This is a genomic window from Micromonospora sp. NPDC049230 (genome assembly GCF_040647875.1).
GTDB lineage: Bacteria > Actinomycetota > Actinomycetes > Mycobacteriales > Micromonosporaceae > Micromonospora.
On the sequence record NZ_JBEZCZ010000074.1, the window covers coordinates 1 to 19,473 of the forward strand.

The 19,473-nt window shown below is 71.4% G+C and carries 29 protein-coding genes; 21 read left to right on the forward strand and 8 right to left on the reverse strand.

Translation table 11 applies throughout. The features are described from left to right. Positions 1-159 precede the first annotated feature (159 nt). From AB0A95_RS33790 to AB0A95_RS33805, 4 genes are all read left to right on the forward strand, one after another. Positions 160-552 (forward strand): hypothetical protein, encoded by a 393-nt coding sequence (locus AB0A95_RS33790; RefSeq protein ID WP_357559825.1) that lies wholly within the window; start codon positions 160-162, stop codon positions 550-552. A 48-nt stretch (positions 553-600) separates the two neighbouring features. Next, on the forward strand, positions 601-3,195 hold the full coding sequence (locus AB0A95_RS33795; RefSeq protein ID WP_357559826.1) for a hypothetical protein: 2,595 nt from the start codon (positions 601-603) through the stop codon (positions 3,193-3,195). Positions 3,196-3,211: 16 nt separating this feature from the next. Continuing rightward, positions 3,212-3,460, forward strand: coding sequence for a hypothetical protein (locus AB0A95_RS33800; RefSeq protein ID WP_357559827.1), 249 nt, complete (start codon positions 3,212-3,214; stop codon positions 3,458-3,460). Positions 3,461-3,531: 71 nt separating this feature from the next. Then, a complete protein-coding gene (locus AB0A95_RS33805; protein WP_357559828.1) occupies positions 3,532-4,323 on the forward strand; it encodes a hypothetical protein in 792 nt (263 codons plus the stop codon). Between the two features lie 122 nt (positions 4,324-4,445). On the opposite strand, the gene AB0A95_RS33810 is transcribed toward AB0A95_RS33805, so the two are convergent. Together AB0A95_RS33810 and AB0A95_RS33815 are read right to left on the reverse strand one after the other, a co-directional pair. Then, the gene (locus tag AB0A95_RS33810; protein ID WP_357559829.1) at positions 4,446-4,817 is read right to left on the reverse strand and encodes a hypothetical protein; all 372 of its coding nucleotides are present in this window, start codon (positions 4,815-4,817) and stop codon (positions 4,446-4,448) included. Continuing rightward, on the reverse strand, positions 4,814-5,608 hold the full coding sequence (locus AB0A95_RS33815; protein ID WP_357559830.1) for a GntR family transcriptional regulator: 795 nt from the start codon (positions 5,606-5,608) through the stop codon (positions 4,814-4,816). Before AB0A95_RS33815 ends, AB0A95_RS33810 begins: the two co-directional genes overlap by 4 nt. Before the next feature lie 326 nt (positions 5,609-5,934). Between AB0A95_RS33815 and AB0A95_RS33820 the strand changes: the two genes are divergently transcribed. From AB0A95_RS33820 to AB0A95_RS33850, 7 genes are all read left to right on the forward strand, one after another. Beyond that, entirely contained in the window at positions 5,935-6,156 is a 222-nt protein-coding gene (locus AB0A95_RS33820; RefSeq protein ID WP_357559831.1) for a hypothetical protein, read from the forward strand. A 56-nt stretch (positions 6,157-6,212) separates the two neighbouring features. Next, a complete protein-coding gene (locus tag AB0A95_RS33825; protein WP_357559832.1) occupies positions 6,213-6,473 on the forward strand; it encodes a hypothetical protein in 261 nt (86 codons plus the stop codon). Then, a complete protein-coding gene (locus AB0A95_RS33830; RefSeq protein ID WP_357559833.1) occupies positions 6,451-6,675 on the forward strand; it encodes a hypothetical protein in 225 nt (74 codons plus the stop codon). The genes AB0A95_RS33825 and AB0A95_RS33830 overlap by 23 nt, the downstream gene beginning before the upstream one ends. An 84-nt stretch (positions 6,676-6,759) precedes the next feature. Beyond that, positions 6,760-7,446 carry an RNA polymerase sigma factor gene (locus AB0A95_RS33835; RefSeq protein WP_357559834.1) on the forward strand — a complete coding sequence of 229 codons (687 nt, stop codon included), beginning with the start codon at positions 6,760-6,762 and terminating at the stop codon, positions 7,444-7,446. 173 nt (positions 7,447-7,619) lie between these two features. Beyond that, positions 7,620-7,967, forward strand: coding sequence for a hypothetical protein (locus AB0A95_RS33840; RefSeq protein WP_357559835.1), 348 nt, complete (start codon positions 7,620-7,622; stop codon positions 7,965-7,967). A gap of 152 nt (positions 7,968-8,119) precedes the next feature. Next, positions 8,120-8,314: a hypothetical protein gene (locus AB0A95_RS33845; protein WP_357559836.1), complete on the forward strand. Its 195-nt coding sequence runs from the start codon at positions 8,120-8,122 to the stop codon at positions 8,312-8,314. Between the two features lie 34 nt (positions 8,315-8,348). Next, on the forward strand, positions 8,349-8,831 hold the full coding sequence (locus AB0A95_RS33850) for a hypothetical protein (RefSeq protein WP_357559837.1): 483 nt from the start codon (positions 8,349-8,351) through the stop codon (positions 8,829-8,831). Between the two features lie 221 nt (positions 8,832-9,052). On the opposite strand, the gene AB0A95_RS33855 is transcribed toward AB0A95_RS33850, so the two are convergent. After that, positions 9,053-10,753 carry a hypothetical protein gene (locus AB0A95_RS33855; protein WP_357559838.1) on the reverse strand — a complete coding sequence of 567 codons (1,701 nt, stop codon included), beginning with the start codon at positions 10,751-10,753 and terminating at the stop codon, positions 9,053-9,055. Between the two features lie 47 nt (positions 10,754-10,800). Beyond that, on the reverse strand, positions 10,801-11,040 hold the full coding sequence (locus AB0A95_RS33860) for a hypothetical protein (protein WP_357559839.1): 240 nt from the start codon (positions 11,038-11,040) through the stop codon (positions 10,801-10,803). Positions 11,041-11,211: 171 nt separating this feature from the next. Here AB0A95_RS33860 and AB0A95_RS33865 point away from each other — a divergent pair, with 171 nt between their 5' ends. The 7 genes from AB0A95_RS33865 to AB0A95_RS33895 all read left to right on the forward strand — a co-directional run bounded on the left by AB0A95_RS33865 (position 11,212) and on the right by AB0A95_RS33895 (position 16,139). Beyond that, a complete protein-coding gene (locus AB0A95_RS33865; protein WP_357559840.1) occupies positions 11,212-11,400 on the forward strand; it encodes a hypothetical protein in 189 nt (62 codons plus the stop codon). Then, complete coding sequence (locus AB0A95_RS33870; protein WP_357559841.1) at positions 11,397-11,819, forward strand: hypothetical protein; 423 nt, start codon at positions 11,397-11,399, stop codon at positions 11,817-11,819. Before AB0A95_RS33865 ends, AB0A95_RS33870 begins: the two co-directional genes overlap by 4 nt. Before the next feature lie 25 nt (positions 11,820-11,844). Further along, positions 11,845-12,576 carry a hypothetical protein gene (locus AB0A95_RS33875; RefSeq protein WP_357559842.1) on the forward strand — a complete coding sequence of 244 codons (732 nt, stop codon included), beginning with the start codon at positions 11,845-11,847 and terminating at the stop codon, positions 12,574-12,576. A 137-nt stretch (positions 12,577-12,713) separates the two neighbouring features. Next, positions 12,714-13,850 carry a hypothetical protein gene (locus AB0A95_RS33880; protein WP_357559843.1) on the forward strand — a complete coding sequence of 379 codons (1,137 nt, stop codon included), beginning with the start codon at positions 12,714-12,716 and terminating at the stop codon, positions 13,848-13,850. A gap of 19 nt (positions 13,851-13,869) precedes the next feature. Continuing rightward, positions 13,870-14,397, forward strand: coding sequence for a CopG family transcriptional regulator (locus AB0A95_RS33885; protein WP_357559844.1), 528 nt, complete (start codon positions 13,870-13,872; stop codon positions 14,395-14,397). Then, positions 14,394-14,711, forward strand: coding sequence for a hypothetical protein (locus tag AB0A95_RS33890; RefSeq protein WP_357559845.1), 318 nt, complete (start codon positions 14,394-14,396; stop codon positions 14,709-14,711). The genes AB0A95_RS33885 and AB0A95_RS33890 overlap by 4 nt, the downstream gene beginning before the upstream one ends. 318 nt (positions 14,712-15,029) lie before the next feature. After that, the gene (locus AB0A95_RS33895; protein WP_357559846.1) at positions 15,030-16,139 is read left to right on the forward strand and encodes a hypothetical protein; all 1,110 of its coding nucleotides are present in this window, start codon (positions 15,030-15,032) and stop codon (positions 16,137-16,139) included. 286 nt (positions 16,140-16,425) lie between these two features. Here the strand turns inward: AB0A95_RS33895 and AB0A95_RS33900 are convergent, their stop codons facing one another. From AB0A95_RS33900 to AB0A95_RS33915, 4 genes are read right to left on the reverse strand one after another with little or no spacing between them, the layout of a single operon-like run. After that, a complete protein-coding gene (locus tag AB0A95_RS33900) occupies positions 16,426-16,749 on the reverse strand; it encodes a hypothetical protein (protein ID WP_357559847.1) in 324 nt (107 codons plus the stop codon). Then, entirely contained in the window at positions 16,746-17,333 is a 588-nt protein-coding gene (locus AB0A95_RS33905) for a hypothetical protein (protein ID WP_357559848.1), read from the reverse strand. The genes AB0A95_RS33900 and AB0A95_RS33905 overlap by 4 nt, the downstream gene beginning before the upstream one ends. Continuing rightward, complete coding sequence (locus AB0A95_RS33910) at positions 17,330-17,644, reverse strand: hypothetical protein (protein ID WP_357559849.1); 315 nt, start codon at positions 17,642-17,644, stop codon at positions 17,330-17,332. The genes AB0A95_RS33905 and AB0A95_RS33910 overlap by 4 nt, the downstream gene beginning before the upstream one ends. A gap of 14 nt (positions 17,645-17,658) precedes the next feature. After that, on the reverse strand, positions 17,659-18,252 hold the full coding sequence (locus tag AB0A95_RS33915; protein WP_357559850.1) for a hypothetical protein: 594 nt from the start codon (positions 18,250-18,252) through the stop codon (positions 17,659-17,661). 226 nt (positions 18,253-18,478) lie between these two features. On the opposite strand from AB0A95_RS33915, the gene AB0A95_RS33920 reads away from it, so the two are divergent. The 3 genes from AB0A95_RS33920 to AB0A95_RS33930 form a co-directional block, all read left to right on the forward strand. Then, positions 18,479-18,913, forward strand: a complete 435-nt coding sequence (locus AB0A95_RS33920) for a hypothetical protein (protein ID WP_357559851.1) — start codon at positions 18,479-18,481, stop codon at positions 18,911-18,913. A gap of 6 nt (positions 18,914-18,919) precedes the next feature. After that, positions 18,920-19,243, forward strand: coding sequence for a hypothetical protein (locus AB0A95_RS33925; protein WP_357559852.1), 324 nt, complete (start codon positions 18,920-18,922; stop codon positions 19,241-19,243). Between the two features lie 24 nt (positions 19,244-19,267). Next, positions 19,268-19,473 (forward strand): hypothetical protein (locus AB0A95_RS33930; protein WP_357559853.1); only part of this gene is annotated, 206 nt, incomplete at its 3' end.

Here is a 19,473-nt window from a genome sequence, read left to right on the forward strand (position 1 = left end):
CGCCGACCCAGCCCGCACCCGCGGGCAACCGTGAAGGCGCCCACCCCACCGGGCTATCTCACCCGGCCGTTCCAACCCCCGGCCGCGACCACCGGGCCGACCCCGACCCGACCGACCCGACAGACGATCACCCCACCCACGAGAGGGAGTAACGCCACCATGAGCGCTGGAGTTGGCGACGACGGCGAGATCAAGCACGCCGCCTGGGAGGCAGCCGCCGAGGCACTCCACGACAACATTGCCACCTGGTCGATCCCCGACGACGGGACCGGCGTAGCCGACACCGACACGTTCATCGCCAGCATCAGCGGCTTCCTCAACGCCTTCGCCGGGGTGCTCGATGACCTCGTGCCCACGCTCGGCGGGGGAGAGAGCCCGGTCGCCGCGGTTGTCGCCGATCAGCTCCAGGAGTTCTCCGGCGGACTGCGCGCCATGGCCGGCGACGCCGGCGAGGTGTACGAGGCGTGGGCGACCAACGAGGACAACGACCACGACCTGCGGCGCGCCAACGGCGACGTCTCGCACGCCGAGCTGTTCAACGTCACCAACTGACCAACCAGCCGCCCGCAGCGAGCATCACGACAAAGGGGAGGACCGATCATGTCCGGCACCGGCATCAGCACCCGCCAGGCGACCCGCCGGGTCGCCCGGGACATGGTGCGCGCCCAGCGTGAGCGGAAGCTCCCCGCCACCTGGTTGGGTACCGGTGGCCACGCCGACCCGGCCGACGACGGGTGGCGCGACGAGATGTTCTGGCACCCGACGTTCGCTGCGGGCGGCACCCTCCTGACCGGCACGCTGATCGAGCACGCGCTCACCAACGGCGTGATCGACCCGCTGCGGCTACCCGAGATTGGCAACCTGGCGCTGGCCATCCCGCCCGGCGGTGTCGTCGGCACCGCCGCGGCGGGGCTCGGTCTGCTCGCCGGCGCGGCTGGGCTGATGGCCACCGCCGGCGAGAAGTTCAGCGACTGGGCCCGGGCGTACTTCACGGCCGGGCCCATCGTCGCCGGCACGTACCTCGCCGGTGTCGCCGGGACCTCTCCGTACAACGTGCCCATGCTCGCCCTGGCGGCCGCCGGCTTCGCCGGCGCCCTGCTCGGCTATCGGAGGGTCCGCTTCGAGCAGGACCAGCACGAGCTGGACTGGGCCGCCGCGTTCGCCCCGCCGCCCGTGGACAAGACCGGCGCACCGCAGCCGCGGCCGCCGATGCCGGTCGAGGTTCTCGACCCGGAAGCCCGCGATTGGAACCGCGCTTTCCGCTCGGTCGGGCTCGACGGCTGCCGGTTCGGCAAGAAGGTCAACACCCCGGCGGGTTACGCGATCCTGGTGCTGTTCCCCGCTCACGGCAAGACCGGCATGAAGGCCGTCGACATCAAGCTCGAGGCACTCGAGCGGAACCTGGGCATGCTCAAGGACTGCCTCGAGGTCGACGTCGCCATCCACCCGGAGCACGGCCGGGAGCTGGCCGACCGGTGCTGGATCCACGTCGATGTCGCCGACATCCTCTCCCAGACCCTGCACATGCCCGAGGACCACGAACCGACCACGATCACCGAGGCGTTCCGCATCGGCACGTTCATGGACGGCAAGCCGATGGTCCTCAAGTTCCGCGAAATCTCGGCCCTGGTCATCGGCGTCAGAGGCCGCGGTAAGACCAACCTGTTCCACGTCATCATCCACGCCCTGAGCAGGTGTGTTGACGTGTGCCTGTGGGGCATCGACCTCAAGGGTGGCCGCGCGGTCAAGCCCTGGATGGCGGCGTGGCTGGACGGCAAGGTGAAGCGGCCGATCTTCGACTGGGTGGCCACCACCCGGGCCGAGGCGTCGCTGATGCTCCACGCGGCCAAGGCCCTGATCGACTGGCGTGGCAACGCGTCCCAGGGCGGCAGCAAGCTCGAGCCGTCCGAGACCAACCCCGCCGTGCTGGTCCTGTGCGACGAGATCGCCGCCCTGGTCGGCAAGCAGTCCGGGCCGACCAAGTCGACCGACTGGCGCAACCCGACCTCGACCCAGATGGCCCGGATCCTGACCCTGTGCATCCAGCTCGGCCGCAGCGAATGCGTCGACTTCGTGCTGTTCAGCCAGCGCGCCACGGTCACGATGGTTGGCGGTGGCGACCTCAAATCTCAGTGTGAGATGCGGATCGGGCTCGGTGTGACCAACGCCGGCGACGCGAACAGTGTCTTCCAATCCGACAACATCAACGCCCGGAAGCTGCGCAAGCTCAAGCACAAGCGCACCCGCGGCGCATGCCTGATCGAGAACGGCGACGACCCGAACCACCTGGCCGGGAAGACGTACTACTACGGCGACGGCGCCGACATGGTCGCCCGGATCGAACGGGCCGCGATCGCGCACGCCATGTACCCCGCCGACCTGCCCCTGATCCAGCAGAAGGCGATCGATGACGCCCTGCTGTACCTCACCGCGCCCCGCGACAAGCACGGCAACATCACCGGCCCGGGGGAGTGCGGCTACGGGGTAGGCCCGGACGGCGCCGCCGCGGAACGCTGGTCCCTGGCCCGCGCCGCGCACCTGTTCACCGACGGGCTGGCCGACGACTGGACCGACGAGGACCCCAGCGACGGCGAGCACCTGGGCGGCATCCCGGCGTCGCCGGCGACGACGCCCTGGGCCGGTGGGGTGGCCACCGCGACCCGCCCGGCCGCACCGGCCACCGCGCCGGCGCCGACTCAGCGCGGTCACCTCCACGCCGTACCCGACCCGGTCGACCCGCCGGCCGCCGGCGACCAGCCCACCGGCAACCGGTACTACACCCGCCGCCGCGACCGCGGTGACGCCGGCGAGCAGGCCCACCGCTCCGGCACAGTGGACCCGACCCTCGCCGCCGCGGCCGCGGACGACTCCGTGCCCCTCGCCGACCTCGACGCCGGGTTCGCCCGGTACCTCGAGAGCCTCGGGGACGCTCCCGAGCCGGCCCAGCTCGCCGACGACAGCGTCGAGGAGCTGTCCCGCTACGACCTCATGATCCAGATCATCGAGCGGGCCGGCGCCACTGGCACCAAGCCCAGCCTGATCATCGAGGAGATGGGCGACCGGGCATGGGCGGCCCGCAACGACATCTACGGACCGCTGCGCAAGGCCATGGATGAAAGGCTGATCGTGCAGCCGGCCGGCAAGTACGGCCGCTACTACCACCGCGACCACGCGCCGACCCGCCCGGCGCAGTAGAGAGAGGCCACCCCCGGTGCACGACCTCGAGTTCGTCCTCGCCGGTACCGGCGAGACGATCGGCACTGTCGTCCGCGCGCAGAACACCCCCAGTGAGGGCTCCACGGTGACGCTGGAGCACGCCATTCTCGGTCCGGTCCGCTACCGGGTAGCCGGCCCCCCGGACTACTGGTACCGGTCGCGCACCGGTCGGATCGCTAAACCCGATCAGTACGCCCCGGCAGCGGTCAGGGTGTACGTCCAGCCGATCGCCCCGCCGCGGTGACGGCCCCGCCGCAACCCCGCCCCGGGCCCACCGACGGGCGGCCCCGCTCCGTGCGCCGGCCGATGCCGGAGATGCCCATCGAGGGGTACGCCCCGTACCGGCTGTGGGGTGCCCTGCCCAACGAGGCCGGCTGGTGGGCGCGGTTCCGCGACTGGGCGTGGGGCCCGGACTGCCGGCTGCTGTACGTCGGCATTACCAGCCGGGCCGGGTTCGTCCGCTGGGCGGAGGAGAGCGACACGTTCGTCTGGGCGCGGGATGTGTCGTACGCCGAGCGCGACGACGACATCCGCTGGCCGACCCTGCACGACGCCGTCCTCGACGACGACGGCCACCTGGTCCTGGTCGTCGACCCCCGCCAGGACGAAGGCGTGCGGCCCGCCCGGCCCGGGGAACTGCTCGACCCGTTCCCCCTGGTGCGCCAACTCCGCGGCGAAACCGTACAGGTGCACCGGCCGAGCCCTACCGGGTATCCGGCGCGCGGCACGGTCATCGAGGGCGCCCGCACCGGTGAGCGGCGGATGATCCAGGCCGAGGCGCCCGTGCACAACGTCGAGCACAACGAGGGCAACGCCGCGGCGGTGAACCGCCGCCGGCGCATCCTGCCGCGGCACGTCGCCGACTGGCGGCGCCGCGCCGGCCACCTGGCCCTGGTGTGGATGCTCGTCTCGTCGCCGCTGACGTGGCTGCTGGCCGACACCACCGACGGGTGGCGTGACGGGCTGTCCGCCACTGCGGACGGCGTCGCCGGCGCCGCCGTGCTGATCCTCCTCGCCCAGCTCGCCCGGCAGGCCACCCGCGGCCGCGTCAACGTGGCCCTGCAGCGCCGACGCACCCGACGCAGCCGGCGGCGTGGCCGCCGCTGAGAGGACGTCAGCCGGCGCTCAGGGGTGGCTTCGGTGGCGACCCCTGCTCAACGCACAGCACGCCACCCACACACGAGGGGCCCCACCAATTCGGTGGGGCCCCTCGTTGCATCCGGCTGCGGTCAGGACCCGAACAGGCCCCACGCGCCTCCAGGCTGCGTCTCGCGCAGCTCGTACACCTCGCCCGGCACCAGGTCGATGACGGACCCGTCGGCGGCCGGCAGCGACGCCACATGCCGCAGGTACTGCGGCTCGACCAGGTAGTAGACGTGCCCGGTCCAGTCGCCCGTCCAGTCCGGGGAGGTGACCTGCCAGCCGGTGCCGTTGTGCTTGAGCTGGTAGTCGAAGCCGGCCTGCAGCCAGTGGTTCCGGATCCCGTCGTTGCGTAGCGGCCGGTTCTCCGGCCGCACCAGGGTTACCGGCTGCGACCCGGTCGGGCCGTGGTTCTCCAGGCCCTCGGTCTTGAGGACGCCCAGCAGAGTAGTGGTCTTCATCGGGACTCTCCTTCGTGCTCGAACAGCGCTCGGTACCTGTCAGCCGGCAGGATGTACGCGGTCATCCTGACCGGCAGCTTGTGGTTGGTGTCGGACGTGGGGTCGTCGGCGTAGGACACCCGGATTACCTCGAGCACGGGCACCCCGGCCGGGATGCGCAGCTCCCGCGTCTCGTCCTTCGTCGGCATTCGTGAGCCGACGTAGTCCTCCGTCCGGACCCAGGGTAGGCCGCGCTCGGCATACACGGCGTAGACACCCGGGCGGACCTGCTCGGGCAGCTCCACCGGCGAACCTGCGACGTGCTGGCGCAGGTAAAACGAGTCGGCCGTCGAGAACGGCTCACCGTCCACGTACCGGATCCGGCGACGCACCAGCAGTGGCTCTGGCCCGGGGAGCTGCAGGGCCCGCTGGGCGCGTTCGTCGGCAAGTACGATCTCCGTGCGGATCAGCTCCGACGGTACGCGCCCCTGATCGCGGACGCACTGCGCCGCGACGTCGTGCGGCCCGTCGTCATCGGTGTTCAGATTCCGCTCCGGACGAGACATCGACAACACCAGCGGATCCCACGTCCGGACCCGGCGCACGTAGTGCCCGCGGGTGCCCTGCGACACCGCCAGCCCTTCGGCCGCCAGCGCACGGTATGCCACCCGGACCGTGCCCCGGGACACCCCGTGCTCCGCCATCAGCCGTTCCTCTGTGGGCAGCCGATCGCCGGGCGCGTACCTGCCGCTGCGGATCTCGTCGCGGAGTTGATCGATGACCTGGTCTTTGAGGGATAACGTGGCAGTCATCTCACTTGGCCCTCTCGTACAGTCCAAAATTGACCGTATAGCCAAGCTACTCGAATCGTTGTGTGACGTCCACCGCACCCATAGCCTGCAATGAGTGACCGACGGCGGCGGATTTGATCGCTGACGGCCACCCCGAGACGGCGCGGCCATGCGAAGCCCTAAGCACCATTCCGTGTGGCCGCGCCCCTAAATGGGGCCGCGGACTCCGTGAGGACCCCCCGTGCCGCACGGGGACCGTGGCCCTACCCCGGGGCAGGGTGCGGCGGCTGCGTGTGGACGAGCGCCGACCGCCGCACCCGCTTCCCGGCAACCGGGAGGTGTCGCACATGAGCCGGTTCTTCCGAGGCAAGCACACCGATAACGAGCCCGTACCGGAGCGCCGGCCGCCGCTGGACGACGGCACCGGCGACGCCCAGGCCGCCCCCCAGCGGATCATCGGCCGCGCCCAGGTGCCCAAATCGACCGACCTCCTGCCGCCAGGCCGGTCGATGCTCACCCGCGGCCAACGTGAGCGCACCAAGCACCCCGAAGCGGGGATCAACGAATGACTGGCCAACGAATGACTGGCCCTCGCGTTGCCCGGCCAGCCCTCGCGGAAAAAGCCGTGCAGGCCCTCGATCGTCGCCTCGACGGCAACCCGCACCGGCCGTCGTCCGTGTGGGCCTGCGCGGACTGTGAGGCCCCCTGGCCGTGTCAGCCGGCGCGCGACCGACTGGCCGAGGCGTACCGCGGCGAGTGGGTCAATTTGTCGATTTACATGGCGGTGCTGCTGGAGGCCGCCCTGCCCGAGATGCCGGCCACCCCCTCTGCGGAGCTGTTCGAGCGTTTCGTGTTGTGGACCCGTGGGCCACATCCGGCCCGGTGACACCCGCTACCACCACTCCGACCACTCGCACCGCTGGTCGGGTGGCCCCGCCGACACCGCCGGCCAACGCGCGTACCAGGCCGAGCTGCGCGAGCACCTAGAAGGCCACCAGGCCAACGAAGACAAGCTCCCCGAGGCTGACCCGCCGACCCACCCGCCGGTAAAGACGAAACGGGCAACCCGTACGGCCGAGCGGGCCTAAACCGTTCGCAGGCACGCGTAACCGGCCTGCAACGTGCACTATGGGAGGTGCAGCGCTCGACCGTTTTACCTCTGGAGGTGCACTATGCCCCCGTCGCTCAACCGCGCCCGCTTCACCGCGCACCCGACGACACAGCCCACCACCCCTGTCAGCGACGACGAGCTGTGGGACCTGGTCGACCAGGCCCGCGCCGGCGACTCCCACGCGTTCACCCGGTTCTTCGACGCCACCGTCTCCGCCGTCTTCGGCTACATCAACCGCCGACTGCCCGGCGACCGGGACCTGGCCGAGCAGATCACCGCCGAGGTCTACCTCGGAGCGTGGTCCGGACTCCGGACCCTGCGCCGCGTCGCCAGCAGCCCAATCGCCTGGCTCCGCACCATCGCCCAGCGGCGCGTCGTTGACCACCACCGCAGCCGCAAACGCCACGTCCTGACTCTGGTGGGCACCCCCGCCGACCTGGACACGTACCGCACGGCGTTCAGCATCACCGGTGCCCCCCTGGACGCCCCCGCCGCCGAGACACGCTACGAGGAGCGCAGCGAGGCCCGCAGGGTATGGAGCTACGCCGAGCAGCTCACCGACGACCAGCACCGAGTGCTGCGGTGCCGGTTCTGGCTCGGGTGGTCCCTCGAGGACACCGCGGCCGCGCTCGGCAAGCCCGTCGCCGCGGTGAAGTCGCTGCAGTACCGGGCGATCCAGAGCCTGCGTAAGCAGCTCACCGGCAGCGACCTCGACCCGAACGCCTACGCCGTACTCGCGGCCGCCTGACCGCTTCCCACCGGAGCCCCGGCCCGCCTCGTCCCCACACGAGGCGGGCCGGTCCGTCTCAACCGCCACGCGCACAATCGCGCCTCATGGGATTGCGGCCTACTTTCCCGGCGTATAGCGTCCCGGGTGCTGGGTGGGCTGGACACCCACCCCCCGAGACGAGGAGATGCGACATGAACTGGTGGGCTGGGCTGGCCGCGATCGGCCTCTGGGTGCTGGCCATGGGAGTCATGGTCGGGTGGGACCGGTGGCGCGAGCACCGGGTCCGCGACCCGCGCTCCGTGATGGCCGTGGTGGACCGGCGGACGCTGCGCGACGCCATGCGCCGGGTCAAGCGCCTCGACCTGGACGACGACCGTGACTGGCGGGCAGCTCTCGGGCACCTGACCGGCGCCCGCATCTGGCTGCGCAATGAGATCCGCTTCGCGTCGCGCCGGCGCGGCGTGTGGTACGCCGCCAGGCTGCGCGAGGTGGAGATCAAGCTGCTTGAGATGAAGGCCCCGGAAGGGCTGTACTCCTGACCTGACAACCGCTCTGACCTCGGGCCCCGTGCACACGCACGGGGTCCGTTTTGCATCCACGACCGGACATGTTGCGGTCTATTTTTTCGTCGTGTAACGTATGGGTTGTTGGGCGGGCCGGACACCCGCCCCCGAGACGCAGGGAGACCACGATGGATCAGCTCGACATCTTCGGCACCGCCACCCCGATCGCCGCCCCGGCCGCCCCGGCCGCGCCGAGCATCCCCGCCGACGTGCAGCTCTCCCTGTTCCGCCCGGACTACCTCGCCATGCGAGCCCCCAAGGCCCGCAAGGCGCCCAAGCCGATCGTCCTCGACCCGACCCTGCACGGCGACTCCCTGATCTGACCCGCCGACAGCGACCGGAGAGGACCCCCGCGCGATGTTCGATGACGACTTCTGGACCAGCCCCGAGGTCCTCGCCGACCAGGCCGCCAACCAGGCCCGCGAAGACGCCGAGACCGCCGCGCTCGCCGCGGCAGCGGCCGCCCGCAACGCGGCCCGCGCCCAGCAGGCCCGGCCCGGGTCGCGCCGCGCCGGCGACCGCCGGTTCATCGGCCTGGTGCGCCGCGGCCGCGCCGTGCTGGTCGAGTGCGGCCACGAGCACACGAACCGCGACTGGACCACCGGCGCCAACGGCATCAGCGCGGTCGACTGCGCCCGCCGGATCATCGCCGGCGCCGCCCGCCCGGCCACCGCCGATCGCTACGCCACCGAGACCCGCAACCGGTGGCTCGCCCTGACCGGCCAGGCCGGATTCGTCCACTCCGCTGCCACGATCGAGGCCGCCAAGGCCACCGCGGCCGCCGACGCCGCGGCGTACCTCGCTGCCGTCGCCGCCGTCCGCGACGCCACCCTGTTCTAGTCCACTGCCGCCAGCTATGGTCGACCCGTCCCCACAACGGATGCACCGCTTCCCCGCGCTGGCGGGGGTGAACCATGCCTTGCCGAGGTCTGCGCCATTCCCTGCGTACGCGGGGACGCCAAGCACCTGGACCACTTCGGACGACCTGACCCCGTCCTGGTCCACCACGCACAACGGCCCGCCCCTGACCAGGGGCGGGCCGTTACGTATGGGTGGACCAGTTAGCCGGCCTGACGGCCACCCTGGCCCAGATGCCGATACAGGTCGCCCTCCTGGACCAGCAGACCCTCCTCGACCAGCTCATCGAGCAGCGCGTCCAGGGCGCCGAGGTCAGTGCGGCCGCCAATGGGCATCCGGTCGAGCCGCTGCGCGACCGCGGTGGCGCTGATCCAGTCGCCTCCCCTGGAGACGATGAGGTCGATGACCAGTAGTCGCCAGATCGTCGTCGGCAGCGTGGCCAGCGCCTCACCCCACGCCCGACCCGACCGCGGCACGTACCCCGCCCGGACCTCCATGTAGTCGCCCACCAGCGCCTCCACCTCGCCGCGGCCCAGCTCCGGCACCCGGGCGACCACCGCGTTGGTGACCTGCGATTTGCCGCGGCTCGCCAGGTGCCCGTCGTCAGGGCGGATCTCGGCAGCCAAGACACCCATCGCCCGGCGTACCGCCGGCGCCCACCGGGGATCAGCCACGCTGGTCGCTGGGCCTACCGCCTGCGTGGCCGGCTGCTGCGGCGCCCTGATTCGGTGCCGGCCATCGACGTTCTCCAACTCCCCGAGGGCGTACAGCGCCTGCACGGTCGTCCGTACCCAGCCCAGCCCGGCCGTTTCGGAGGCACCCAACCGGTCGACCCGCTCGAGCAACTCCGTGCCGGACAGCCCTGCATCGCCGGACGCCCGGACCATGTCCAGGACCAGCGCCCCCCGCGCGTCCCACGGCAGCCCGGCCAGCATCTTGTGCCAGTTCTCGTGCTCCCGGCCGCCGGAGCGGACGTTGATGTAGTCCCGGACGAACGCGTACACCGCGAAGCTGGGTAGCTCCGGGTGCAGTCCGACCATGATGTCGGTGAGCGCCCGGAAGCCGCGGCCCGAGAGCGTGCCGTCGTTCGGGCGGATCTCACCGATCAGCGACTCGGCCAGCCGGCAGAACGCCGCCACCCACTCCTCGCCGCCCGCCCACCTCGACCCGGCGGTAGTGAGCGCACCCTGCCAGTCCCGCCCGGACAGCGACTGTTTCCCGGCCTTGACCATGACGTAGTCGCCGACGAAATCGGTCACGGTGTCCTCGTCCAGCTCGGGCACCTGTCGGCCCAGCTCGGCCAGCTCGAACACGCCCCGGCCCGACATCGTGAGGTCCACGGGCCGCCAGGTGGCGTCCAGCGCGGCCGCCAGCCGGCGCACCGCCGGAAGCCACCGCGGGTCGTCCTCGGTAACCGTCGCTGGTGTGCCCGGCCCCGGGCTGACGGGTGCGGTCACCGCAACGCTGTCGGGCAGGTTCTCGAGCGTCGCGCCCAGGGCACCAGCATTACCGGCGCCGACGGTCGCGAATTCCCGGTCGACCCTTTCCTTGGCCAGCTCATCGGCCTTCTCTGGTGCCAGGGTGGCTGCCCCGACGAGCGCGACCACGTCGGCGGGTTGCTCGGCCAGGTGCCGTTCCTGCGCCTCTCGGTGCGTGGCAATCGTCCGCCACGCGGTCTGCTCTCCGACGATCCGGGCGCCCATCACCGCGCCCAGCACCGCCAGACCGGCCACCACGGCGAACGCGAGGGACAGGACCAGGTACGCCCAGCCCGGCCGGTCAGGGACCAGCCGCGGTGCGGCCAGGTATGTCGTCCAGCCCGTCCAGGTGCAGAGCGCCACCGCGGCGACTGCCTGGAAGGCCGTGGCAGCTCGGTCGTCCGGATGGATGTGGGGGAGTCGCACGTCGTTTCTCCTCACGGGTAGCCCGGGCGCCACCGCGGCGCCCGCGGTCACTTCTCGGCGAGACGGGGAAGCAGCAACGCGACGACCGCCCACAGTGCCAGAGCGGTCACGATGAGCATGCATGCCCAGAGTAGGGCCAGGCGGAGCGCGTCCACCACGTCCCACCACCAGCCGACCACCTGGTCAACCAGGTCGACCAGCGCGTCTCGGACGGCACCGGACACCAGGACGACGCACGCCCCGGCGAACCCGCCGACAGCCAGCAACGCCCAGCCTCTCGCGTCCATCGGTGGTCCCTTCCGTCTCGGTGGGATGGCGCGTCCACGCCCACCCCAACCCGCTCAGGCTACGCGCCGGAGAAGTAGACGACAACGACGTGTAGTGCCATTACCCGACAATGGCGATACGCTTGACGGGAATCAGAGGTAACTTCGTGATCCAACGACCCGGGGGGACCGATGAAAGCCGCACGACTGAAAGCCGGCATCATCCGCGACGCCATCACCGCAGCCACCAGCGCCATCGCCGACGCCATCGCCGACCGGCGCGCCGGCCGTAGCCCTACCCAGACGCAGACGACGATCGCCGAGCCGGACCGCCTAGCCGCCAAGCTGATCGAGCAGCGCGACCGCGGCGAGCGCCCGTGACGACCGAGCAGCCGCACCTGGACGAGGACGGGGTGCCGATCGGCGCTCCGGTCGTCCCGGGCCGGATCACCATCGCCCTGGACGCACGCGGGCTCTACGGGCCCGAGGTTGACCTGCAGGTCGGCACGTACGAGGGCAACCCCGACGGCGACGTGGACGCGTGGGAGCTGGGCGAGGCCGTCCCGCAACGCTGGCAGGTCCGCCTGATCGCCGAACTGGCCCAGGTGACCGTCGCGTCGCTGCACTGGCCGCTCGAGCCGGGGGAGACCGAAGGGCGCATGTGGGTGTGCGGCCGGTCCGGCCCGAACGGTGGCGGCCGCCGCGTCTGCCACCAGGTCCCCATGGCCATCGTGCCGCCCGCGGCCGAGGATCCCGCCCGATCCCGGCAGGGCGCCCTGCCCATCCGGTACGGTGCCTGACACCCGACCCCGCCGAGGTGATCCCATGTCTGCCGTCGTTGCGCTCGCGTTGACCCTCGCCCTGGCGCCCGCGCCGTCCCCGTCCCCGACCGGCCCCTCTGGCGGCCTAGTCGGCGGCATCCTCGACGGCGTCGGCGACGTCGTCGAGGGACTCGTCGGCGGAGGCGGTAGCTCGCCCAGTGCGCCCCCCGCCCCGAATACCAGCCCGGCCGACGTTCCGACCCTGGGCCCGACGCCGTCTGCTGGCGCGCACGCCTCGACGGCACCCACTCCGACGTCCGCACCCACCCCGACGTCCGCGGGCAGCGCCGCGCCGATCGGGTCACCAGCCGGGTCAGGGGCACCAGCAGTGGTCCCCGGTGGTGGCGTGCCCCCCTCCGGGGAGCGAGGCGCCCCGACGGGTACGCGGCCGCCCGGGCAGCCCTCCACTCCGGACCCGGTCGCCGACTCGACCGCGGCACCTACCTCGACGTCGTACGCGTCCTACCTCCTGGCCGGGGCCGTGGCCGTGGCCGTCATCGCGGTACTGGCTCTGCTCCTGGTGCGCCGCCGGCGCCGGCCGGCAGAAGCGCCGGCGTTCGCCAGCGCGCCCGCTCCGGATCCCGTCGACACCGTGACGGCACCCCTCGCGCAGGTGCCCGAGGTTGAGCCGGTGGACAACGTCACTCGCCTGCCGACCGACCTCAACGAGGTCTACGAGCTGGGCCGGCGGGACGGACGGCTCGAGCAGCAGCGCGGGCGCGGTCCGGCAAGCTGAGGCGCCTCCGGGGTGCCCGTGAGCTGGGCCGGAGCCGGCCATCGGAGACTCGCCCGGATTTTCGATATGGCTTATTCGCGCTGAGTCGTGTTAGGGTTTTCGATATCGAAAACCTAGCGCTGACTGGAGTGTCTGCCATGCCCGACCGCCACGTCATCACCCTCCCGGAGCACGGACTCAGCAACAGCGCCGCCCGGCGCAACAAAATATGGATGAAGCTCCTCACCGCGGTCGACCTCACCGAGTCCAACGGGTTCGCCTTCAAGGGCGCATTCAAGGACCACGGCACCACCGTCGAGCTGGAGGAGGGTGCCTGGGTCATGTCCTACATGGAGGATCGCCGCGCGTCCGGCCGCCTCGAATGGCACAACGTCACCCTCTACCAGGTGCGCGGCGGCACCCTCACCGAGGTCGACGACTGGCGCATCGACGGCGACGACAGCGGTTGGGCGTTGCAGGTCCGCGACGACATCCACGCGTACATGACCACCCCGGCCGAGCCCGCCGCCCCGGCCATCTCGGCGCCGGCCGAGCCCGCGGCCGCCGCCGGCGTACCCGCGCCCGTGAGCCCCGGCATGCTCCGGATCGCCCCCGGCGGGGAGAGCACCCCCACCGTCCTGCTCGGCGACGCGCTGCGCGCCGTCACCCCCGAGCTGTTCAACGCGGGCGACCGCAACCGGGCGTCCCTCACCATCCGCCCCCGCTCCACCGCCCTGGGCGCCAGCAACCCGGCGACCAGTGAGGTTTGGTACGACCTGCTCTGGACGCACCCCGCCGTCCACGCCGTCGAAGGCCCCCACGGCCCGGAGCTGTCCGTCGAGCATGTCGAGATCGCCACCGCCGGCACCCTCCCGCCGCCGCCGCGGATCCCGGTGGAGACCCGCATCGCCGCGGCACCGCCCGTCACCGTCGACCACCTCAGCGACGACGAGCTGCGGGTGTGGGGTGGCGCTGAGAAGCTGATCCGTTCCTGGACCGGCCATCGCGACGCCGCCCTGCGTGACGACCGCAGCGCCGACGCCTACGACTGGTCCACGTACGCCACCCAGATCGCCGCTCAGGTCCGCAGCCTCACCGCCCCCCGGCTCACCGCCGGGCAGCGCGCCCAGGTCGCCGCCGTCCGGCTGATCGAGGCGCACTGGGCGCTCCAGGGCGCCCGGGCGTCCGTCCACGCGCTGCTGGGTAACGCCGACCGCGCCGGCGACGCCGGCGACGCCGCGGCTGTGCGCGAGTTGCTGCCCCTGATCGACCGCCCCACCACCGTCACCGCCTGACCAGGGAGAGCAACCCCCAATGGACCGCGTCAACGTGTTCCGCATCGATGACAACGGCCAGCGCCAGTACGACTGCTGGTTCGACCTCGACGCCGCCGTCGAGATCGTGGACGAGGGCACCCGCTGGGACGGCAGCAACAACGTCAGCGTCCACAACCTCGGCCCGTACGGCCACGAGCGGCTGATCCGCACCCAGGGCGGCCGGTGGGTCCTCGACCACTGGTCGCGGTTCCAGGGGCACGAGGCCGTGATCTCCTACGTGACCGACGAGAAGGCCCTCGAGTGGCTGATGATCAACGGCAGCGACGACATCGCTGCGAAATACTTCGGCGACCTGGAGCCCGAGAAGGGCCCCGGCCGCCCCGCCATCGGCGGTAACCTCCCGGTCACCCCTCTCGGCGACGAGCTGCTGGCCCTCCTCGACAGCGAAGCCACCCAGACCGGCAAACCGCGCGCCGCGGTCGTCCGCGAGCTACTCACCGAGGCGCTGAAGGCCCGCCACCAGCAGCCCACCAGGAAGGCCCCGGTGGGAGGATCGCCGGCATGACCGACACCGCCGCCCGGACCGATTCGCCCACCAGGGCCGAGCCGCCCCGCATTCAGCAGCCGCAGTTCCCCGGCGTCACCACGCCCGTCGAGTACGAGATCCGCATCCACCAGGCCGGACAACCCGGCCAGTTCTCCACCATGGTCTCCGCCCTGGATGGCGTCGAGGCTGCCCTACGCGTCTTCCAGGCACTCAGAGGCACCCGCTGCGAGCCCGGAACCACCCTCAACCTCATCGCCTGGTCCGGAGCCGACCACGATCACGCCGTCGGCCTGATCATCGCCCAGCACTCCTGGAACCACGGCGACGACTGACCAGCACCCGGCGCGCCGCAACGGATCACGGGCCGCCGCCCGCATACAATCGCCACCAGGCTCTCAACCCAGTTCGCGCACTCCAGCACAGCAGAAAGGCCCCGCCAGCCCGGCGGGGCCTTTCTGCTGTCACCCGGCGGCCGGTATCGTGGGCGGTGGCCGCTACGCCGGCCCGCTTCCGAGCCAGCACCGCGCGCCCACGCCGCGCACCGCCGGCGACGAGGACAAGGTCCATCGGATCGCGTACGCGACACCGCCTGCCGATGACGACCTTTCGCAGGGTGAAGCGTGGGCCCACCCTGCTGACAAGGAACCGTCATGGTCAAGGACGCCGCCCGCAAGCGGGTCATCCGTGAGCGCATGAGGAGAACCGGCGAGAGCTACACCGAGGCAGCCAGGGCGATCGCCCAACTCGTCGCACCGCCCGCAGTGGACCCGGCCGCGCCCGACGTCGACCAAGCCACCCGGACCGCCGCGGTGCTGCGCCTGTTCGGCGACTCGTTCGACGCCTTCGCGGCCGGCGACAGGGAAGACGCCGACCGGTACCTCGGCTGGGCCGCCCTGATCGACCCCTTCTGCGTCAGCGGAGTCCACGGCGGAATCATGATCGGGCAGATCCCCAACCCGGAACACAACCCGGACGACTGGGACGACTACCTGGCGGCCGCCATGAGCAACGCCAGCGACGTCGAGCCCCTCATCGCGTGGGCGCGCACGCAGAGCCCACCGTCGGTGCTCAAAGACCCGGTGGAGAGCGCCCTCGCCCGACTGACCCGCGACGACTACGGACCGGTCCAGATCCTCGAAGCGCTGACGATGACCGTCTGGCAGTTCGAGCGAGCCCGCCGCGCCGAGCTGATCCCCGGCCCGGACGCCCCGGGTGACCGCTGGTCGGCCCGTGCGGTCGCCGAAGTCCTGGCCCGCCTCGACACGGTCATGGCAGAGGTCGGTTCGATCCCAGACATCGGTGCGCACCGAGCGGCCGACATCCTGGCCGAGAAATTCGCCCTGGAGGTCGAGCCGTACGTCCTGCACGAACTCGCCCGCACCGGGCTGATCCCGAAAGCCGGTACGTACAAAGGGTCCGACCTGTTCGACGGCCGCGCCATCGAGAAGTTCACCGACCAGGCCGCGCTGACCTCAGCCATCAAGGACGGCCGCCTCCACAACCGGGACCAGGCCGCCGCGTACATGCAGATCCGCCGCTCCGACCTCGACCACCTGATCCGAGCAGGCCGCCTGGCCCCGGTGTTCTGGGGCCTCACCCCGTACCAGCCGCGCCGGGCGGCCGGCATGGTGCCGATGTTCAGAGCCGGCGACCTGGACGCCCAGCTCGCGGCCGCCGACATCAACTGGGACGAGGTCCGCGCGGTCGCACCGGGCCGACCATCCCTCCTCGCCGCGCTACCAGATGCCAAGAAGGCCTGACCCGCTGACCTACACTGCCCCCAGGGTCGCGTCCTGACGGGTTCCGCCCGCAGCGTTGGGGACAACCGTTCGCTTCGGGGTCCGGCGGCTGGACGGCTACCAGCGACGCGACCCCACCTCACCGCCTGACCGGGATCGGCGAACCACCCCGGCGGACATTGGCCCCCGCCGTACAAGCCCGACGGGCCCCACACCAGGCAACGCCCGGCGTGGGGCCCGTTCGGATCTTGAAGGTAGGGTGGCCGGCACCCGGGCCGGTGATCAAGCATGGGCGCTCCTGTCCTCGCTACTGCGAGGCACCGGCCCGGGGCCCACACCGCGTCACGATCGACGCCCCGAGCAGCTCACCGGCGCTGGCACCGAACTCGACCCGATGGCCACCCTGCCCGTCCTCGGTCACCACCAGGTCGCAGTTCTCACACGGCACCCCGAACGCGATGACCACCGCCCGGTCAGCCGGCAACCGCATCAGCCCGCCCTGCTCGGCCACCCACCGGCCGACACGATCGAGGAAGCCCGCCCGGGCCCGCTCTCGCCGCTGGATCCGGTCCAGGAAGACCTCCGGCGCAGGGAGCGCGGCGACCCGGGCGGCCAGCTCCGCACCGTTCACCGCGTCGCCTCGTCCTGCCCTGGCGCCTCCGCCGGCGCCCGGCCCTCGAATCCGCCGAGCATGTGATCCGGGGTGGGGAACGCATCCGCCAGGTCCTCGAAATCCGGCCTGCCGGCAGCGGCCAACTCGTTGACCCGCCGGAACGCCTGCCGCCGCCCGCTGCCCACCTGGTCGCTGCACTCGCCGACCGTTCGGCACACCCGCTTGCCCTCGTCGCCGGCGACGAAGCACAGCGCGCCGATCTTCGTGCCCTCCGGGCCGTACGCCTCGCAATCCCACGCCTGGGGGTCCACCAACTCGCCCCGGTCGCCGTCCACCTCTGCCACCGTTCCCGCCTCCCACACGATGCCGCCGCCCACCGGCACCATCCCGACCTGGACGGTGTCCCCGGGCCGGACCTCCTCGATCGGCCCGTCGGTCACCACCACGTACGCCGGTGCCAGCGGGCCGTCGGCCGGTTCCCTCGCGTCGATCAGGCGCATCGCCATGGGCTCGCCCTGATCGTGGGTCTGGATGGTGCCGAGAGTCTCCGCCAACCAGTCAGCCACCAGACGCCGCCCCGGCACACCGCTCGCCCAGCTCACCAGGGACTCAGCTCGGCAAGGGTAGCGATAAGGAACTCACCGGTCAGGTCTTGCGGCTCGGCGGCGATCAGCCAGCCGTACGACAGGCACCCACACCGCGGACACGTCAGCTTGGCCTCGTACACCGGCCGAGTTGGCCACCACTTCGCCTGGGTCAGCGGCGACGACGCACGCTCGGACGGGCGCCACGCCAGCACCGTCCCGGCCCCGCCGCAGGACGCGCACAACTTGCCCGTCTCGGCCTCACCGGTCGCTTGCGGTGCCCGCCCCGTCTCGGCCGCCGAGCTGCTGGGCTGGGCGTCGCTGCTCATCGACTCTTCCACCGTCACTCCTGATCGAGCCGGGCGACGACCGGCCAGACCTCCCGGTTGAGCGCCGACACCAGCGACTCAACGCACTTGACCGCCTGGTCGAACCGGTCGCCCTTCCCGATCGGATCCCGCTGGACCTCCGCCAGGGTGTCGCCGGGGAGCTGCCAGAGCATCCGAACCTCGGTCAGCATGTACGACCCCCGGCTCAGATCCGAGTCCCCAAGACCCTCGAACTCGCCCCAAGCGTCGCGCCGATAACCACGCCACCAGGCACCGATCGCACCCGCGGTAGGGACATCGCGCCGCAGCTCCTGCGGGCGAGACGAGACCAGGCGCACGTCGGCGATCAGCTCACTATTCCACTCGCTGTGAGACAGCTTGACGTCGATCACCCGGGGGTGACTGTGTACCAGCGGTGGCACCATGACAGGCGTGGTGGCGATCCGCCAGGCCAGCCGAGCGAACGCGGCCGGACCGTCGTCGGCGATATCAGCGAACTTGGCGTCGTCCTGCCGGAGGTAGTTGGCGTAGCGGGACGGGCCGCCGCTGGACGACCGCTGGTCGTACTCCCAGTCGAGCCAGAACGCGGTTTCGGGTTTGTCGGACATGAGAAGCCTTTCGAGGTTCCGGGACGTCACAGCATCGTGGGCGAGCGACACCGGCCCACGTCGAGAGGGTAGACCCGGCCACCGACTCGAACGAGTCAAGATCAACTCGTGTGGCCCCCACCTCACCTCGGCGAAAACGGCCCCGACCTGCGACAAGTCGCAGCATCCGCACGGCCGGGCGCGCCGGGCCGCCCTCGGGCAGACCTGTCTAGTTAAGGTGTCATATATGGACAGGTCTACGGGAGCAGATCAAGAACGGCAGAGCAGCACCAGCGAGCCGGGGGTGAAACTTCCCGCCGGGTTCGCTGAAAATTCCCCCGGGCTCGCTGCGGCACTGGCCGGCCCTGAGATCGCCCGGGAGGCTGCGGCGTACGCCGCGACGCTGCCGCTCGCGGCGGTGCTGGCCCGCGGGCTGGACTCCGGCTGGGTCATCGTCGATGACCCGCATCCCGCGGCGCCGCAGTACGTCGACCGCGGAGAGCTGGTCACCGCGATGGCCGATCGGTACGGCATATCCGACCGGGTCGCCGCAGCGGCCGTGCGGATCGCCGAGGCACTACGGGCAGCGTCGGACGAGTACCCCGACCTGACCGACGAGGACGCCGTCGTGGCGCTGCACGCCATCGAGGACAGCGTCCGGCGTGCTGGCGTGCCTCGGTGACCGGCCATGCCTGAACCGACCGAGACGGACGAGGAACTCCGTCGGACGCTGGCCGCGAGCCTCGACGTGCCGGCCTCCATGCTGATCACCAGTCCCGAGGCCAGCACCCGGTCCGCAGCCGAAGCCGCCGTTATGCGCAGCACCGCGGCGCGCCGCGCGTCCGATGTGCGGGTGTCGGAGGCTGCTGACCGGGTCATGCGTGCGCTCGCCGAGTACGCCAAGGCGTGTCCCGAGCTGACCTCGGAAGAAATCCTGGTGGCGCTGATGCGCGAAGCGTCGGACGTGGCGCGGGCGCTGCGAACCGCGCGGATAACGCCGGTGGGTTCGTGATCGGCCCGGCGAGAGAGGAAAGACGTGGCCGAGCAGGGTGACACCGACCCGCCGGTGGGCAGCGTATGGACGAAGTCGATGCCGTACGTCGGCACGGACGAGGACGGCGAGGCGATTGTCGGCACGCAGACAGTCACCCGGCGCTTCATGGAGCGGGGGATGTGGTTCGTGGAATACGTGACCACGTTCCCCGGCACCCACCGGCAGGGATACGGCATCTGCGAGGCGGA

Excerpts from the sequence above, each read along its gene's own strand:
- AB0A95_RS33790 (WP_357559825.1), top strand. The coding sequence starts at position 160 with ATGAGCGCTGGAGTTGGCGACGACGGCGAGATCAAGCACGCCGCCTGG.
- AB0A95_RS33795 (WP_357559826.1), top strand. The coding sequence starts at position 601 with ATGTCCGGCACCGGCATCAGCACCCGCCAGGCGACCCGCCGGGTCGCC.
- AB0A95_RS33805 (WP_357559828.1), top strand. The coding sequence starts at position 3,532 with ATGCCCATCGAGGGGTACGCCCCGTACCGGCTGTGGGGTGCCCTGCCC.
- AB0A95_RS33810 (WP_357559829.1), bottom strand. The coding sequence starts at position 4,817 with ATGAAGACCACTACTCTGCTGGGCGTCCTCAAGACCGAGGGCCTGGAG.
- AB0A95_RS33815 (WP_357559830.1), bottom strand. The coding sequence starts at position 5,608 with ATGACTGCCACGTTATCCCTCAAAGACCAGGTCATCGATCAACTCCGC.
- AB0A95_RS33820 (WP_357559831.1), top strand. The coding sequence starts at position 5,935 with ATGAGCCGGTTCTTCCGAGGCAAGCACACCGATAACGAGCCCGTACCG.
- AB0A95_RS33835 (WP_357559834.1), top strand. The coding sequence starts at position 6,760 with ATGCCCCCGTCGCTCAACCGCGCCCGCTTCACCGCGCACCCGACGACA.
- AB0A95_RS33840 (WP_357559835.1), top strand. The coding sequence starts at position 7,620 with ATGAACTGGTGGGCTGGGCTGGCCGCGATCGGCCTCTGGGTGCTGGCC.
- AB0A95_RS33845 (WP_357559836.1), top strand. The coding sequence starts at position 8,120 with ATGGATCAGCTCGACATCTTCGGCACCGCCACCCCGATCGCCGCCCCG.
- AB0A95_RS33850 (WP_357559837.1), top strand. The coding sequence starts at position 8,349 with ATGTTCGATGACGACTTCTGGACCAGCCCCGAGGTCCTCGCCGACCAG.
- AB0A95_RS33860 (WP_357559839.1), bottom strand. The coding sequence starts at position 11,040 with ATGGACGCGAGAGGCTGGGCGTTGCTGGCTGTCGGCGGGTTCGCCGGG.
- AB0A95_RS33865 (WP_357559840.1), top strand. The coding sequence starts at position 11,212 with ATGAAAGCCGCACGACTGAAAGCCGGCATCATCCGCGACGCCATCACC.
- AB0A95_RS33875 (WP_357559842.1), top strand. The coding sequence starts at position 11,845 with ATGTCTGCCGTCGTTGCGCTCGCGTTGACCCTCGCCCTGGCGCCCGCG.
- AB0A95_RS33880 (WP_357559843.1), top strand. The coding sequence starts at position 12,714 with ATGCCCGACCGCCACGTCATCACCCTCCCGGAGCACGGACTCAGCAAC.
- AB0A95_RS33885 (WP_357559844.1), top strand. The coding sequence starts at position 13,870 with ATGGACCGCGTCAACGTGTTCCGCATCGATGACAACGGCCAGCGCCAG.
- AB0A95_RS33890 (WP_357559845.1), top strand. The coding sequence starts at position 14,394 with ATGACCGACACCGCCGCCCGGACCGATTCGCCCACCAGGGCCGAGCCG.
- AB0A95_RS33895 (WP_357559846.1), top strand. The coding sequence starts at position 15,030 with ATGGTCAAGGACGCCGCCCGCAAGCGGGTCATCCGTGAGCGCATGAGG.
- AB0A95_RS33910 (WP_357559849.1), bottom strand. The coding sequence starts at position 17,644 with ATGAGCAGCGACGCCCAGCCCAGCAGCTCGGCGGCCGAGACGGGGCGG.
- AB0A95_RS33915 (WP_357559850.1), bottom strand. The coding sequence starts at position 18,252 with ATGTCCGACAAACCCGAAACCGCGTTCTGGCTCGACTGGGAGTACGAC.
- AB0A95_RS33920 (WP_357559851.1), top strand. The coding sequence starts at position 18,479 with ATGGACAGGTCTACGGGAGCAGATCAAGAACGGCAGAGCAGCACCAGC.
- AB0A95_RS33925 (WP_357559852.1), top strand. The coding sequence starts at position 18,920 with ATGCCTGAACCGACCGAGACGGACGAGGAACTCCGTCGGACGCTGGCC.